The 14,493-nt window shown below is 64.9% G+C and carries 11 protein-coding genes and 1 pseudogene; 3 read left to right on the top strand and 9 right to left on the bottom strand.

Going from position 1 to position 14,493, the window contains the following annotated elements:
* The 4 genes and pseudogenes from AC1Y2B_RS19180 to AC1Y2B_RS19165 form a co-directional block, all read right to left on the bottom strand.
* Positions 1 to 329 (bottom strand): annotated as a pseudogene (locus tag AC1Y2B_RS19180) (hypothetical protein); the annotation flags it as partial.
* Positions 326 to 1,807, bottom strand: coding sequence for a phytoene desaturase family protein (locus tag AC1Y2B_RS19175; protein ID WP_482254726.1), 1,482 nt, complete (start codon positions 1,805 to 1,807; stop codon positions 326 to 328). The pseudogene AC1Y2B_RS19180 and the gene AC1Y2B_RS19175, both read right to left, overlap by 4 nt.
* Positions 1,788 to 3,407, bottom strand: coding sequence for a phytoene desaturase family protein (locus tag AC1Y2B_RS19170; protein ID WP_482254725.1), 1,620 nt, complete (start codon positions 3,405 to 3,407; stop codon positions 1,788 to 1,790). The genes AC1Y2B_RS19175 and AC1Y2B_RS19170 overlap by 20 nt, the downstream gene beginning before the upstream one ends.
* Positions 3,404 to 4,738: an aspartate aminotransferase family protein gene (locus tag AC1Y2B_RS19165; RefSeq protein WP_482254724.1), complete on the bottom strand. Its 1,335-nt coding sequence runs from the start codon at positions 4,736 to 4,738 to the stop codon at positions 3,404 to 3,406. The genes AC1Y2B_RS19170 and AC1Y2B_RS19165 overlap by 4 nt, the downstream gene beginning before the upstream one ends.
* 141 nt (positions 4,739 to 4,879) lie before the next feature.
* Here AC1Y2B_RS19165 and AC1Y2B_RS19160 point away from each other — a divergent pair, with 141 nt between their 5' ends.
* The 3 genes from AC1Y2B_RS19160 to AC1Y2B_RS19150 all read left to right on the top strand — a co-directional run bounded on the left by AC1Y2B_RS19160 (position 4,880) and on the right by AC1Y2B_RS19150 (position 9,004).
* Entirely contained in the window at positions 4,880 to 5,530 is a 651-nt protein-coding gene (locus AC1Y2B_RS19160; RefSeq protein WP_482254723.1) for a TetR family transcriptional regulator C-terminal domain-containing protein, read from the top strand.
* A 164-nt stretch (positions 5,531 to 5,694) separates the two neighbouring features.
* Positions 5,695 to 6,564, top strand: a complete 870-nt coding sequence (locus AC1Y2B_RS19155; RefSeq protein WP_482254722.1) for a phosphotransferase — start codon at positions 5,695 to 5,697, stop codon at positions 6,562 to 6,564.
* 4 nt (positions 6,565 to 6,568) lie between these two features.
* On the top strand, positions 6,569 to 9,004 hold the full coding sequence (locus AC1Y2B_RS19150) for a GcvT family protein (RefSeq protein ID WP_482254728.1): 2,436 nt from the start codon (positions 6,569 to 6,571) through the stop codon (positions 9,002 to 9,004).
* A gap of 293 nt (positions 9,005 to 9,297) precedes the next feature.
* On the opposite strand, the gene glpD is transcribed toward AC1Y2B_RS19150, so the two are convergent.
* From glpD to AC1Y2B_RS19125, 5 genes are all read right to left on the bottom strand, one after another.
* Positions 9,298 to 10,866: a glycerol-3-phosphate dehydrogenase gene (gene glpD, locus AC1Y2B_RS19145; RefSeq protein ID WP_482254721.1), complete on the bottom strand. Its 1,569-nt coding sequence runs from the start codon at positions 10,864 to 10,866 to the stop codon at positions 9,298 to 9,300.
* 101 nt (positions 10,867 to 10,967) lie between these two features.
* A complete protein-coding gene (locus tag AC1Y2B_RS19140; protein WP_482254720.1) occupies positions 10,968 to 11,642 on the bottom strand; it encodes a glycosyltransferase family 2 protein in 675 nt (224 codons plus the stop codon).
* Positions 11,639 to 12,202: a DedA family protein gene (locus tag AC1Y2B_RS19135; protein WP_482254719.1), complete on the bottom strand. Its 564-nt coding sequence runs from the start codon at positions 12,200 to 12,202 to the stop codon at positions 11,639 to 11,641. The genes AC1Y2B_RS19140 and AC1Y2B_RS19135 overlap by 4 nt, the downstream gene beginning before the upstream one ends.
* Positions 12,199 to 13,314 carry a ceramide glucosyltransferase gene (locus tag AC1Y2B_RS19130; RefSeq protein ID WP_482254718.1) on the bottom strand — a complete coding sequence of 372 codons (1,116 nt, stop codon included), beginning with the start codon at positions 13,312 to 13,314 and terminating at the stop codon, positions 12,199 to 12,201. The genes AC1Y2B_RS19135 and AC1Y2B_RS19130 overlap by 4 nt, the downstream gene beginning before the upstream one ends.
* Positions 13,315 to 13,347: 33 nt before the next feature.
* A complete protein-coding gene (locus tag AC1Y2B_RS19125) occupies positions 13,348 to 14,238 on the bottom strand; it encodes a UDP-2,3-diacylglucosamine diphosphatase (RefSeq protein ID WP_482254717.1) in 891 nt (296 codons plus the stop codon).
* Positions 14,239 to 14,493: the final 255 nt, after the last annotated feature.

Raw genomic sequence — 14,493 nt, 5'->3', positions numbered from 1 at the left:
AGGGTGCCATCGTCCAGCACCTTGCCCGCATCATCGCACCAAATCGAGTATTGCACCCCGCCAACCGAATGTTTCCTGACATTCCGCAGCATAAGACGCTGAAGATAATCCTCCGCCTCAACTCCACTGATCCGGTATTTCGTCATCGGACACAGGTCATAGAGCATCGCCGTGTTGCGGATGGCGGCGTATTCCATCTCGGTATCGCCATAGCACAGCGCCGTCCGATACCCCGCCCAAGCGCCAAACCGCATGAGTTTGTTCAGGGGGTCCGTGCGGGGCGCAAAGGCGGTTGGCAGCAAGGGCGTCAGGTCAAAGCGCTGGGTCATGTCGCCTCCATCGCCAGGGCGGCGTTCCAACCGGCCGCACCCGTGATGCCGCCACCCGGATGGCTGCCGGCTCCAGCCAGCCACAGCCCGTCGATGGGCGTGCGGTACTGCGACAGGTCACGCAAGGGCCGCAGGAACAGCATCTGCTCCACCGCCAGCTCCGCATGATGCCAGTTGCCGCCGGGGTTGCCATAAAGGCGGGTCACGTCCTGCGGCATCAGCAATTCCTGATGCAGGATCAGGGTGCGGAGGCCGGGGATATGGGCCTCCAGCACGTTGAGCGTGTTTTCCAGCATCTGCGCCCGGGCGGCATCGGGGTTTTCGGGCGCATGGGGGGCGAACTGGACGTTTGCTGTCAGGATATGGTGTCCATCGGGGCGCGGGTCGAGGGTGCTGGGAATATAGGCCTCCAGCACCGGGGCCTCGGGGACCTGGCCGTATTTCACCGGGTTGAAGGCGTTTTCCACAGCGTTGACGGAAGGCGCGATGATCAGACGGTTTTCGGGATTGTCGAACTTTGGCAAGGCCTTGAGGGCGAGAGTTAAACGGGCGGTGCCACCGCGGCTGTGGATATGCCCGGAGCGCGTGTAGAGTCCGGCATCGAGGGCCCGGGGACCGATCAGGTCACGCAGGGTCAGGCCGGGGTGCAGGGTGGAGACGACGGATCGGGCGATCAGCGCCTCTCCGGTGGCAAGCTGAACGCCTGTGGCGCGGTCGCCCTCGGTCAGGATGCGGGTGACTTTGGCGTTCTGGCGGATCGAGACCCCGGCGGCCTCGGCGGCTTTTGTCATGGCTTCTGCCACGGCTTGCATCCCACCTTTCGGGGCCAGCGGGTCGGGGCCGATGGCGAGGTGATTGAGCAGCAGGATCAGGGAGTTGGGCGACCTTGGGCCGAGCCATGCGCCTAAAGTGGCTTCGAAAGCGAGGTAGCCTTGCAGGCGAGGGTCGGTGAGGTCGTCCTCGGCAACATCTGCGGCGTTGATAAGAAGCATCCGCAGCAGTTCGCGGAACTCGGTCTTACCCAAGGCGCGGATGCCGAGGCCGAGGCGGGCGAGGGTGAGCCAGTCGTTGCCTTTTCCAAAGCGCGGCGGTGGCAGGGCGCGGAAGGGGGCGAGGACGCGGGCGAAGTGCGTCAGGCGGTCGTGAAGTCTAGCGTATTCAGCGTCTTGCGAGGAGGTCTTGCCACGGGATAGGGTTATGGGATCGGGGCCGAGGAGGGTGGTTTGCAGGGTTTGGAAGCTTAACCCGTGGCGTTCGAGGTTCATGCCTTTGATGACGCGGGCATCGATGCCTCGGGTCAGGTGGGCGAGCGAGGTGGTGAAGCCGGGGGCGAATTCGCGGGGGGCGGCGCCGCCTCCGGACGTCGGCAGCGCGTCGAGGAGGGTGACCTTGGCGCCCCGTTGAGCGAGGCGAGTGGCGCAGGCGAGGCCGTTGGGGCCGGCGCCTATGACGACGATGTCAGAGGACGGCATAGGCATCGCTCATCCCTCCGGGGATCTTGGCATCCAGCAGGATTTCGGCGGCAGCATTGCGGCCGGGGGCACCCATGACGCCGCCGCCGGGATGGGTGGCGGACCCGCACATCCAGAGGTTCTTGATGGGGGATTTGTATTGGGCGTAGCCTGGGACGGGGCGGTTGAACAGAAGCTGGTCGAAGGTCAGTTCGCCTTGGAAGATGTTGCCCTCGGTCAGGCCGACCTCGGCTTCCAGTTCACGTGGTGTGCGAACTTCGACATGCAACACTCTGTTTTTGAAGCCAGGCGCGTAGGTTTCGATTTGGTTGAGGCAGGTGTCGCGCAAGCTGTCCCGGTCGGCATCGGTCCAGTCGCGCCCCTCGATCTTGGGCGGGGCGTATTGGACGAAGCAGGACATGAAGTGCTTGCCGGTCGGCACCATCGTCGGGTCGATCATGGTGGGGATCATGCAATCCTGGAACGGATCGCGGGAGAAGTGGCCGGATTTCCAGTCGTCATAGCCGCGCTCCATCCGGGCGATGGAGTCGGTGAAGTGGAGGTCGCCTTTGATGTTCGGCGCACCTTCCGGCAGGGCCGGGAAGACGGGGGCGGCGTCGAGGGCGATGTTGAGTTTGGCGGAGCTTCCCCGCGTCTTGAACTTCTTGACCGAGGCCACGAAGTCGGGCGGCAGGTCGTATTCCTTGACCGTCTTCAGGAAGGTGCGCTTGGCGTCCATGTTGGAGATGACACGGGTGGCTTGGATTTCTTCTCCGCTGGTGAGGACGACGCCGGTGGTGCGGCCACCTTTCACGAGGATTTCGGAGACGGGGGCTTCGGTGCGCACCTCGCCTCCGGCAGCGCGGAGGGAGGCCGTGAGGGCCTTGGTGATCGACCCCATGCCGCCCCGGGCAAAGCCCCAGGCGCCGACGTTGCCGTCAACGTCGCCCATGTAGTGGTGCAGGAGGACGTAAGCGCTGCCGGGGCTCATCGGGCCGAGGGCGGTGCCGATGATGGCGGAGACGGCGAGGTAGCCTTTGATCACCGGGTTTTCGAAGTATTCATCGAGGAAGTCCGAGATCGACATTGTCCAGAAGCGGACCATCTCGGCACGTTGCTGTTCGGAGAGCGCGCCGATTTGACGCCCAAGCCAAAGGAGTTCCATGATGTCGCGGGGACGGAAAGACGAGGGATCGGGCGGGGTGCGCAGCAGCATCGGGCGGATGAAGCGGCAGTAGCGCTGGATGTCGCGGGAGTAGAGGTCGTAGGCCTCGGCATCGCGGGCCGAATGGCGGGCGAATTCGCGGCGGTTGGCGTCGTGGTCGCGGAACATGCCGAGGTAGCCGCCGCCTTCCGTGAAGACTGCGCCGCCTTCGTAGGGCAGGATTTGCAAGCCGTGTTTTGGGAGTTCGAGATCGCGCATGATCTCGGGCCGGAAGAGGCTGCTGACGTAGGAGCAGTTGGAATAGGTGAAGCCGGGGTAGAGTTCGCGGCTGACGGCGGCGCCGCCGATCCAGTCGTTCTTCTCGACGACCAGCACCTTCAGGCCGGCGCGGGCGAGGTAGCAGGCGCAGACGAGGCCGTTGTGACCGGCGCCGATGATCAGGGCGTCGTAAGTGAGGGTCATGCCAGTTGTTCCAACGTCAGGTCGACGGCGGTTTCCACGGCTTTCAAGGTGTCGGTGAGGTAGCTGGGGTCAAGGCCGTGGGCCTCGCACATGAACCACGGCTCGCGGCTGTCGGGTTCGACGATGACGCCAAGGTCATGCAGGTGGTGGGCCATCGTGTCGTAGAAGGTGTAGTCCGAGGTTTTCCAGTCGCGGTAGTTGTCGGGGGCTTTTTCGGCGAAGAACAGGCCGAACATCGAGGGATGGCCGGTATAGGAATGCACGATGTTGCGGGCATTGAGGATCACCGAGATGCCCTCCATCAGACGCGTGCCGTAGTTGGCGAGGGTTTCCAAGGCAGGGGTCTCGTCCAGAATGCGCAGGCATTCCTCGGCTGCCGCCAGACTGACGGAATGGGCGGTGTAGGTGCCGCCGTGGGACGCGCCGCCATAGCGGAACAGGCGCATGACGTCCTCGCGGCCCGCGATCAGCGAGATCGGGTAGCCGTTGGCGACGGCCTTGGCGAAGGTGGTGAGGTCGGGTTTTACGCCCATGATGCCTTGGATGCCGCCCTTGCCGACCCGGAAGCCGGATTTGACCTCGTCGATGATCAGCAGGACGCCGTATTGGTCGCAGAGTTTGCGGGCGAGTTGGACGTATTCGACCGAAGCCATGATACCGCAGCAGTTGCCCTGGATCGGCTCAATCAGCATGGCGGCGAGGGTGTCGCCGTGCTTTTTGAACGTGTCTTCAAGGCGTTGCAGCTGGTTCATCGGTACAAGGTGGACCAGTTGCTTGACGGTGTTCGGGATGCCCTTGCCGTAGGGGATCACCTCGGGGTCGGTGTTGGAGCCGAGGTCCCAATCCTCCATATTCGCCTGCCACATCGCGGCGTCGAAGAGGCCGTGGTAGCCGCCTTCGACCAGCAGATAGGATTCGCGGCCCGTATAGGCGCGGGCGAGGCGGAGGGCGGCCATGACGGCCTCGGTTCCCGAGTTGGAAAAGCGGACGAGTTCGGCGGCGGGGACCATCGAGGCCACGCGGTCGGCGACGATCAGTTCACGCTCAGTGGAAAGGGCGAAGACACCGCCGACCTGCATGCCGCGCACCGCTGCAGCATCGACGCGGTCGTCGGCATAGCCGAGGATGGCGGGGCCGTAGCCGAGGCGGTAGTCGACATAAGCGTTGCCGTCGATGTCGAAGGTGCGGCCGCCTTTGCCGTGGCTGACATAAATCGTGCGGTCGTCGCCCCAATAGCGGAAGGTCGAGGAGACCCCCAAGGGCAGACGTTTGACGGCCTTCTGGAATTGGGCGTTGGATTTGGTCAGGTTGCGGTGCGGCAGATCGGTCATGGCAGTTCTCCCTGAGGCGAAAGGTCGCAAGATTTTGACTGGCTTGTCAATCAGAATTCAATTCGGCAGTTTGTGGCCCGAAATTCCGCTGTTTCCACGGCGGAAGTTTGGATAACGCTAGGCTGATCCCCCGGAGGGCCCATGACTGACGTTCAAACCGCACCCGATCTTCCGCCGCGCAAGATGAGCCGGGAAACCCGCCGCGCCCAGTTGATCGAATCCACCATCGAGACGCTGGCCCTGCGCGGATATGCCCGCACCACGCTGACGGAAGTGGCCCGCACGGCAGGGCTGTCGCACGGGCTGGTGAACTTCCACTTCGAGACCAAGGAGAAGCTGCTGTCCGAAACCCTGGCCTATCTGGCCGAGGAGTATCGGTTGAACTGGCTGTCCTATCTTGAGGCGGCGGGCGAGGCCCCTGCGGCGCAACTGGAGGCGCTGCTGCAGGCGGATTTCAACCCCAGGATCTGCACCCCGGCGCGGCTGTCGGCCTGGTGTTCGTTCTGGGGCGAGGCCCAGAGCCGGCCCCTGTATCAGGCGCAGTGCGGATCAAACGACGATGCCTACAATCAGCGGCTGGAGGATATCTGCGCCCGGCTTTTGGCTGAGGGCGGCTATTCCGGCGATCCGGCCCGGGTGGCGCGGGTGATCCGGGTGACGACGGAAGGCGTCTGGCTCGACATGATGACGATGAGCCCGCCCTATACGATCAAAGAGGGGCAGGCGACGGTGCACACCTGTGCGGCGGCCTTCTTTCCAAGGCATTTTTCGGAGTGCGGCTTGATCAGTTGAGGTGGCAGCGGGGGGCGGCTGCCCCCCGCACCCCCCGCCCGGAGGAGGGGCTCGCCCCTCCTGCCGGACCTCCACCGAGGATATTTCTGCCAAGGTGAAAGGGGGAAGGGGCGTTGACTTTGGGGGGGCGGGGTCGCCAGATGTGGGCAAGTTGGGGGGGAACCATGACGCCGCTGGAGAAGGTCAAGGGGCTGACGTGCTGGGTCGGGCCGGTGCAGGCAGAGCCTTTGGGGGGCGGGATCACCAATGTCAATTTCGTGGTTCAGGACGGGCCGCGGCGGGCTGTGGTGCGGATTGGCGATGATATTCCGGTGCATCAGATCCTGCGGTTTAACGAGGTTGCAGCCAGCCGGGCAGCGTTTGAGGCGGGGGTGTCGCCTGCCGTGCTGCACCACGAGCCGGGGGTGCTTGTGATCGACTTCATTGCGGGGCGCACGATGGGGGCGGCCGATCTGCGGCAGGATGCGGTGCTGGATCAGGCTTTGGATCTGGTGATCCGCGTGCACCGCGAGATGCCGAAGTACCTGCGCGGCGCCTCGCTGACCTTCTGGGTGTTTCATGTGATCCGCGACTATGCCCAGACGCTGCGTGAGGGGCGATCCTCGCATCTGGACGCGGTGCCGGCGTTGTTGGCCGAGGCTGCGGTCTTGGAGCGGGCGGTCGGGCCGATCGAGATGGTGTTTGGCCATAACGACCTGCTGCCGGCCAACTTCCTGCATGATGGCAGCCGGATGTGGCTGGTCGATTGGGATTATGCGGGCTGGGGCTCGCCCTTGTTCGACCTTGGGGGTTTGGCGGCCAACAACGGACTGTCGGACGCGCAAGAGCGGCGGATGTTGCAGCGCTATTACGGGGCGCTGGATCAGGGGCTTTGGCGGCGCTATCTGGCGATGAAGGCGGCGGCGGCGTTGCGGGAAACCATGTGGTCGATGGTTTCGGAAATCCACTCGGACCTCGACTTCGACTATGCCGCTTATACGGCGGCCAACTTGACAACCTATCGTTCGGCGCTGGACGCCTTCGGAACCGTTTGAGGATATCATGGACCTACCCACCACTGCAAAAGCCATTGTCATCGGCGGCGGCATCGTAGGCTGCTCGACTGCCTATCACCTTGGCAAGCTGGGGTGGACCGATACGGTTCTGCTGGAGCGCAAGAAGCTGACCTCTGGCACGACGTTCCACGCGGCGGGGCTGGTAGGGCAGTTGCGCACCTCGGCCAATATCACGCAGTTGCTGGGGTACTCGGTCGATTTGTACAAACGGCTGGAGGCGGAGACAGGGCTTCAGACCGGGTGGAAGATGAACGGCGGCTTGCGGCTGGCCTGCAATGCCGAGCGCTGGACGGAGGTGAAGCGGCAGGCGACCACCGCGCATTCCTTCGGGCTGGAGATGCATCTGCTGACGCCGCAGGAGGCGCAGGATCTGTGGCCGCTGATGACGATTGATGACCTTGTGGGGGCGGCCTATTTGCCGACCGATGGGCAGGCCAATCCGTCGGACATTACCCAATCCCTTGCCCGGGGGGCGCGGATGGCGGGGGTGAAGATATTTGAAGACACGCCGGTGACGCGGATCATCGTGGACGCGGGGCGGATTCGCGGGGTGGAGACGCCGTTCGGCACGATTGAGTGCGAGAAGGTGGTAATTTGCGCCGGACAGTGGACGCGGGATCTGGCGGCGACGGTGGGGGTGAACGTGCCCTTGGTCTCGGTCGAGCATCAGTACATGATCACAGAGCGGATTGCGGGGGTGACGCCGGGTCTGCCGACTTTGCGCGATCCGGATCGGCTGACCTACTGGAAAGAGGATGTCGGTGGGCTGGTCTGGGGCGGCTATGAGCCGAACCCGAAGCTTTGGGCCAAAGGCGGCATTCCTGCGGGCTTCCATTTCGAGACGCTGACGCCGGACTGGGACCATTACGAGCAGTTCATGGACAACGCGATTGCCCGGGTGCCGGCTTTGGCGACGGCTGGCGTCAAGCAACTGCTGAACGGGCCGGAAAGCTTCACGCCGGATGGGAATTTCATCCTCGGCGAGGCGCCGGAGCTGGCGAATTGCTTCATCGGGGCAGGGTTCAATGCCTTTGGCATCGCCTCGGGCGGTGGCGCTGGCATGGCACTGGCGGAGTGGGTGGCCAAGGGCGAGGCGCCCTATGACCTTTGGCCTGTCGATATCCGACGCTTTGGGGCCGTGCATCGGAGTGTCGATTGGGTGCGGGCGCGGACGGTGGAGGCTTATGGCAAACATTACACCATCGCTTGGCCGTCCGAGGAGATGACGTCGGCGCGGCCGACCCGTCGGTCTCCCCTGTATGCGCATCTGAAGGCGGCGGGGGCCTGCTTCGGCGAGAAGCTGGGGTGGGAGCGGCCGAACTGGTTTGCAGGGCCAGGCGAGGAGCCGGTCGACCGCTATTCCTACCAGCGGCCCGGCTGGTTTGATGCCGTGGCGCGCGAGCACAAGGCGGCGCGGGAGGCGGCGGTGCTGATCGACCAGAGCAGTTTTGCCAAGTTCACGCTGAAGGGGCCGGATGCGGCGAAGGCTTTGAACTGGATTGCGGCGGGGAATGTGGATCGGGCGGTGGGCTCGCTGACCTATACCCAGATGTTGAACGACCGGGGCGGCATCGAGGCGGATGTCACCGTGGCGCGGGTGGGGGAGGAGGAGTTCTACATCACCACCGGCACCGGCTTTGCCACGCATGACTTCCACTGGATTTCGAAGCACCTCTGCGGGGAGTGCCAGCTGGTCGACGTGACCTCGGGCTTTGCCGTTTTGTCCCTGATGGGGCCGAAAGCGCGGGAGGTTCTGGCGCGGGTCTGCCCGGATGATCTGTCGAACGAGGGGTTCCCGTTTGGCCGGGCGCAGCGGATTTCGGTGGCAAGCTGCCCGGTTCTGGCGCTGCGGGTGACCTATGTTGGCGAACTCGGCTGGGAACTGCATCTGCCCACCGAGATGGCCGTGACGGTCTATGAGGCGCTGATGGCTGCCGGGGCGGATCTGGGGCTGGTCAATGCCGGCTACCGGGCGATCGAGACGCTGCGGCTGGAGAAGGGCTACCGGGCTTGGGGGGCCGACATCGGGCCGGATCATACGCCGGTGGAGGCGGGGCTGGCTTGGGCGGTGAAGATGAAATCCAGCGTGCCCTTCAAGGGGCGCGAGGCTTTGGCGGCGCAGATGGACGGCGGCGTGAAGAAGCGGCTGGCGACCTTTGTGGTGGATGATCCCTCGGTGATCCTGCTGGGGCGTGAGACGATCTACCGGAATGGCGAGCGGGTCGGCTGGCTGTCCTCGGGCGGGTTCGGGCATTGGGTGGGCAGGCCGATCGGGCTTGGCTATGTGAGGCGGCCGGGGGTGGATGCGGCTTGGCTGGCCGAGGGGGTCTGGGAGCTGGAGGTGGCCTCGGAGCGGGTGCCTTGTCGGGCGACGTTCGAGGCTTTGTATGATCCGAAGGGAGCACGGGTGAAGGCGTGAGATTGCACGCGTGCAATCTGGGGTAAGGGGTTGATTTGGTGGGGGAATGTAGTGTGGTGTTAGGGATTTGTTAAGGGCTTGGTCGCGTGGTCAATCGGCGCGCACCCCTTGGTGCCTTGCACGGCGCCTTTTGCTCTGCGGCTTGCGCCGTTCACCAAGGGGCCGGAGGTCGTTGAGCCGGAAGGCCCTCTGATCGGCCCCGGTGTCCATGTCGCATCGGCGCGGAAGGCGGCGGTTGGGGTAGGGTGGGGTTTAACCCCACCCTACGGGCGGCTGGGGGGGCAGACACCGGCTCACACGGGGTTGGCTTGCATCCAGGTTTCCAGCGTCTCGACCTCTTCCGGCGTCATGCGCAGACCCAGTTTGCTGCGGCGCCAGATCACGTCGTTTGCGTGGCGGGCGAATTCGTGGGTCATCAGCCAGCGGACCTCGGCTTCGGTCAGCGTGGCGCCAAAGTCTTGGCCCAGGGCCTCGGCGGTGGTGCTTTGGCCGAGGATCAGGAAGGCGTCGGTTCCATAGGCCTTGATCATGCGCTCGGCGCAGGGCGGGCGCAGGTAGGGGTGTTGGGCGCGCAGTTTGGCTTGCAGGCTGGCCTTGTCGTCCAGCGGGAAGTCGCCGCCCGGCAAGGGGGCACGGGCGGTCCAGGCGGGTCGCATCGCCGGAAAGAAGGGGCGCAGTTTGTCCAGCGCGTGTTCGGCCAGACGGCGGTGGGTGGTGATCTTGCCGCCGAAGATGTTGAGGATCGGCAGCGTGTTCGCGCCGCTGGACGCAGGGTCGAGCGACAGGACGTAGTCACGGGTTGCGGCGGTGGCCGATTTGGCACCATCGGCATAGAGCGGGCGGACGCCGGAATAGGTCCAGACGATGTCGGCGGCGCTGACGGGTTGGCGGAAATACTGGTTGGCGAAGGCGAGCAGATAGTCGCGTTCGGCCTCGGTGATCCTGACCTCGCCGGGGGCGCCCTTGTGGTCGGCATCTGTGGTGCCGATCAGGGTGAAGTCGCGCTCATAGGGGATGGCGAAGATGATGCGGCCATCGGCACCCTGGAAGAAATAGCAGCGGTCGTGATCGTAGAGTTTGCGGGTGACGATGTGCGAGCCGCGCACGAGGCGGACGCCTTCGGTGGAGGTGGTGGGCAGCACATCCTTCATCACAGCCGAGACGAAGGGGCCGGCGGCGTTGACCACGGCGCGGGCGCGGTGGGTTTGGCGGCCCTTGGCATCCTCGGTCGTGATCTGCCACGCCTCGCCTTGGCGGGCGGCATGGGTGACGCGGGTCTGGGTCAGGATCCGGGCACCGCGCTGCGCGGCGTCACGGGCGGTGAGGGCGACGAGGCGGGAATCCTCGACCCAGCAGTCGGAATATTCATAGGCCTTGAGGTAGTGCGGCTTCAGCGGGGGGCCGGCAGCGTCCTGGGTCAGGTCCAGCTTGCGGGTGCCGGGCAGGACTTTGCGGCCGCCAAGGTGGTCATACAGGAACAGGCCCAGACGGATCAGCCAGTCGGGGCGGCGGCCTTTCAGCCAGGGCAGGACGGTGCCCAGCAGGCGCGAGGTGGGGGTGGTGGCGTCAAAGCGCATCTCGGGCGAGAGGGGCAGCACGAAGCGCATCGGCCAGGAGATGTGGGGCATGGCGGCCAGAAGCGTCTCGCGTTCCTCAAGCGCCTCGCGGACCAGGCGGAATTCGAAGTATTCCAGATAGCGCAGGCCGCCGTGAAAGAGCTTGGTCGAGGCCGAGGACGTGGCCGAGGCCAGGTCGGCCTGTTCGGCCAATGTCACGCTCAGGCCCCGGCCTGCGGCGTCGCGCGCGATGGCGCAGCCGTTGATGCCGCCGCCGATGATGAAAAGGTCGGTGATCTGGTCCATGCGCGTCCTCATTTGTCGTTGAGATAGAGGCGGCGGGCGGAACGGGTCAAGGATGAGGTGCGAGAATGTTCGTTAATAGTGAAAGCGAACAAATTCGAACATCAGACCCGCAGGCGGCGCATGGTCAGGATCTGGTTGAGAAGGCCAAGCGGTGGTACGGCGCGCAACAGGTCGCGCATCATGCCGATGTCGCCTTTGACGCCGGTCCAAAGCCCGTATTTGGCCGATTTCACCGGGCTTTTCACGCCGGGCAGGCGGACGACGGCCAGAGGGGCTTTCCGGGTCAGGATCAGGGAGTTCAGGAACACCTCGAACCCGAATTTCGGCAGGCGGCGCAGGGCCTCGTCTTGCCCATCCAGCAGATCGCGGCGCAAGGCGCGTTCGCCCGAGATGTAGTCGAGCCCGATCCAGCGCCACAGGAAGGGGGCGTTGTCGCGCAGCGAGATCGACATGGCGGCGCGGCCGGATTTGACCGGCGCGATCAGGGCGGACAGGTGGGCGGGCGACAGGCCGGTCAGGTCGGCGTCGATCAACAGGATGATCTCGGACCGGGTTTCGGCAAAGCCGCGGGCCAGGGCTGCGGTCTTGCCGCCGTTCCGGGCCAGGGTGATCAGGCGGGCTTGCGGGAAGCGCCGCACGACGGCAGAGGTGGCGTCGGAACTGCCATCATCGACAACCAGAACCTCGTCGATCTGCGGGTGGCCGAGGACGGCCTGCAGCACCGCGCCAATGCGGGCCTCTTCGTTGTAGGCGGGGATGACGCAGGTCAGTCTCATGCGCGTCTCCGCTGCCAGAGGAGGAAGATCAGGATGGCGCCGATCACGATGGCCCCCAGCGAGGCGCGCCAGATCCAGGTGTCGATGGCGGCATAGGCCGAGCCGATGAACCAGCCGATCAGGGTGAAAACGGCGGTCTTGGGGATGGTGCCCAGAAGGTTCCACCACATGTATTTGACAAAACCCATCCGGGCCGCGCCAGAGGCCAGCATGATGGGCAGGCCAGCCGAATGGGTCCATTTGCCAAACAGCAGGATGCGTGGGCCGCGCTTGGCAAACTCGCCTTCCAGCGCCAGTTGCCGGGCCTCGGTCATGCCGAGTTTGGCCAGCCAGCGGTCAGGCAGGATGGCGGGGCCGGCGCGGCCGATCCAGTAGTACATGCCGTCGCCGATCAGGTCGCCCACAACGCAGACCAGATAGACGCCCAGCAGGGTCATGTAGCCCAGTTTGGCCAGATAGGCTGCAATGACGGTGACGATGGGCCCCTCGATCACGGCCATCGGGCCGACGATCCAGAGACCATGATTTTGCATCAGGGCGAGGACGGCGTCCTGAGTCATTTGGATTTGACATCTTTCGCGGTCACGTCGGACACAGCCATGGCATTGCCGCGCCATTCAAAGGAATTGCCGCGCCATGCGGCGCACCACAGCACCGGCAACAGGGCATCCCGCGCCAGCCAAGCGGCGATATCGGTCGGGGTCCGGGGCCAGTTGCCTGCGACAGCCAGGCCGTATTCGGGGGCGAACCACAGGATGCCGAAAGCGGGCAGCGTCCAAAGCGGCTGATCCGAGGCTGCGAGTGCAAGAAGGGGCAGGGCGGCGCCGGCCAGGAGTTCGGGCAGGAACAACATGGGAAAGCCAAGGCGGCGGACCTTGGCCCAGCGGACCTGACGGTTCCAGACCACCTGACCCTTGCGCGCGCCGATGGGCTGTTCGAAGAAGCGCCCCGGCAGGCGCACCACCTTGCCCGCCGCGCGGACGGTCTTGGTGGAGGCGACATCCTCGGCCATCTCGCGGCCAAGGATGGCGATGCCGCCTGCCGCCTCCAGCACGCGGCGGTCCCAGAACAGCATCTTGCCTTGGGCGTAGGAATTGCCAAGGGCGGCAGAGGCCATCTGCCATTTCGCCTGATAGGTGTTGAGGAAGGCGCATTCCAGATGGGCGGCAAAGCCGTCAGGCCGGATGCCGATCGGCGGCGAAGAGACAAGGCCAGTGTCGGGCGTGAACTCGGCCATGCAGCGGCGCAGGTAATCGGGCGGCAGCAGGACATTGCTGTCCGACATCAGGATGTGATCGTATCTGGCCGCTTGCCAGCCCTTCACGAGGTTGTTGAGCTTGGGATTGCCCGAGACCTTGTCCTGACCGGTCAGGATCCGAGCGCGGACACCGGGGTATTTCGCGATCAGGCCGTGCAGCAGGGCCACCGCCGGGTCGGCGGGATCATCGGCGCAGAAAATCAGCTCGAACACCGGGTAATCGGCGCGGAAGGTGGTCTCCAGCGTTTCCTCAAGAAAGTTTTCCAGACCGCAGACCGGGCGCAGCACGGTGACCGGCGGCAGGGGCTGCAGCCCGCGCCCCGGTTTGCGCCACAGAGCGGTCAGCGCCAGACCAATGCCCGCCCATTGCAGGACAAGGCACGCCATGGCGAAAACGAGAAGGGCAAGGCCCATGCCTGTCATCCGTGCAAGGTCAATCAAGGTGCTTCATGCGTGGGAAGCAACCTTCCGGAACCCCATATGCACGTCTGGCGCGGCCATTTCCACCCCATGCTGCGCCCAGTCGATCAGAAGCAGCCGTCCGGCAGCGGTTTCCACCAGCGCCGTGGCGTTTTCCACCCAGTCGCCGCAGTTGGCATAAGCCACGCCGTGATCCTGGTTCAGCGCCGGTTTGTGGAAGTGACCGCAGATGATGCCATCGGCACCGCTTTGCCGGGCAACCTCGGCCAAACGCTCTTCGAAGGCGTCGCAGGCGCGCACGGCATCGTTGAAGCCTTTGACCAAGCGGTCGATCAGGGCCCATTCCTTCCAGCCCAATTTGGCCCTTTGGCGGTTGATCAGGGCGATCATGCCGCGCACGCCGCTGTCGATCCGGGCCGAGAGGCGGGACAGGATCGGGAAATGGGTCTCGAAGATATCGCCCTCGTCGCCATGCACCACAAGGTAGCGCTGGCCCGTAGCAGTCTGGTGGATGATGCGGTCGACCACTTCGATCCCCAGAAGGGGCTGGCCGATGAAGCGGCGGAAGAAGGCGTCGTGATTGCCGGGCGTGTAGATCAGGCGGGTGCCGCGGCGGGCGCGGTCCAGCAGGATGGCCAGCACCTGATGCTGCGCCGCCGTCCAATGCGCGCCCAAGGGCAGCCAGGTGTCGATGATATCGCCCACCAGATAGATCACATCGGCGGTATGGCCCTGCAGGAAGGACAGCAGGTCTTGATCCCGACAAGCGCGTGAGCCCAGATGCAGGTCTGACAGGAACAGCACCGGAAAATGCCGCGCCACCGGGGCGGGCAGCGGCGGCGGGACCATCGCCTCGGCGGGCAGGAAGCTGGAGACCAGAAGGTCTTGCGGCGCGAAGTCTGGAATGTGCATCGTCATCTGTCCCACTCCTGTCGGCGGCTGCCGTGCGGGCGGCCAGCCCGCATTTGCGTGCCGTTGCAACGTTAACGCGCAAGCCTTGGTTTTCCGTCGCGTTTCAGCGCAAGTCTCGCAGGTGTGATAGGCGGAGTCTGCAACGGGGGTGTGACAGGCGCGGGCGGCGTCCCGTTGTGCTGCGGCAAAGTCCATGGGACGGGGGCAGGAAAGGCGGGGCGGCCCGGGCTGCGGGATGTGGGTTTGCATATCCGTCTTCCA

Source organism: Stagnihabitans sp., from assembly GCF_964946895.1.
The sequence above is the reverse complement of the archived record's forward strand: the minus strand, read 5'-3'. Positions and strand labels throughout refer to the sequence as shown.

What these genes read in the sequence shown, in the direction of transcription:
- AC1Y2B_RS19175 (WP_482254726.1), bottom strand. Translation starts at nt 1,807, where the DNA reads ATGCCTATGCCGTCCTCTGACATCGTCGTCATAGGCGCCGGCCCCAAC.
- AC1Y2B_RS19170 (WP_482254725.1), bottom strand. Translation starts at nt 3,407, where the DNA reads ATGACCCTCACTTACGACGCCCTGATCATCGGCGCCGGTCACAACGGC.
- AC1Y2B_RS19165 (WP_482254724.1), bottom strand. Translation starts at nt 4,738, where the DNA reads ATGACCGATCTGCCGCACCGCAACCTGACCAAATCCAACGCCCAATTC.
- AC1Y2B_RS19160 (WP_482254723.1), top strand. Translation starts at nt 4,880, where the DNA reads ATGACTGACGTTCAAACCGCACCCGATCTTCCGCCGCGCAAGATGAGC.
- AC1Y2B_RS19155 (WP_482254722.1), top strand. Translation starts at nt 5,695, where the DNA reads ATGACGCCGCTGGAGAAGGTCAAGGGGCTGACGTGCTGGGTCGGGCCG.
- glpD (WP_482254721.1), bottom strand. Translation starts at nt 10,866, where the DNA reads ATGGACCAGATCACCGACCTTTTCATCATCGGCGGCGGCATCAACGGC.
- AC1Y2B_RS19140 (WP_482254720.1), bottom strand. Translation starts at nt 11,642, where the DNA reads ATGAGACTGACCTGCGTCATCCCCGCCTACAACGAAGAGGCCCGCATT.
- AC1Y2B_RS19135 (WP_482254719.1), bottom strand. Translation starts at nt 12,202, where the DNA reads ATGACTCAGGACGCCGTCCTCGCCCTGATGCAAAATCATGGTCTCTGG.
- AC1Y2B_RS19130 (WP_482254718.1), bottom strand. Translation starts at nt 13,314, where the DNA reads ATGGGCCTTGCCCTTCTCGTTTTCGCCATGGCGTGCCTTGTCCTGCAA.
- AC1Y2B_RS19125 (WP_482254717.1), bottom strand. Translation starts at nt 14,238, where the DNA reads ATGACGATGCACATTCCAGACTTCGCGCCGCAAGACCTTCTGGTCTCC.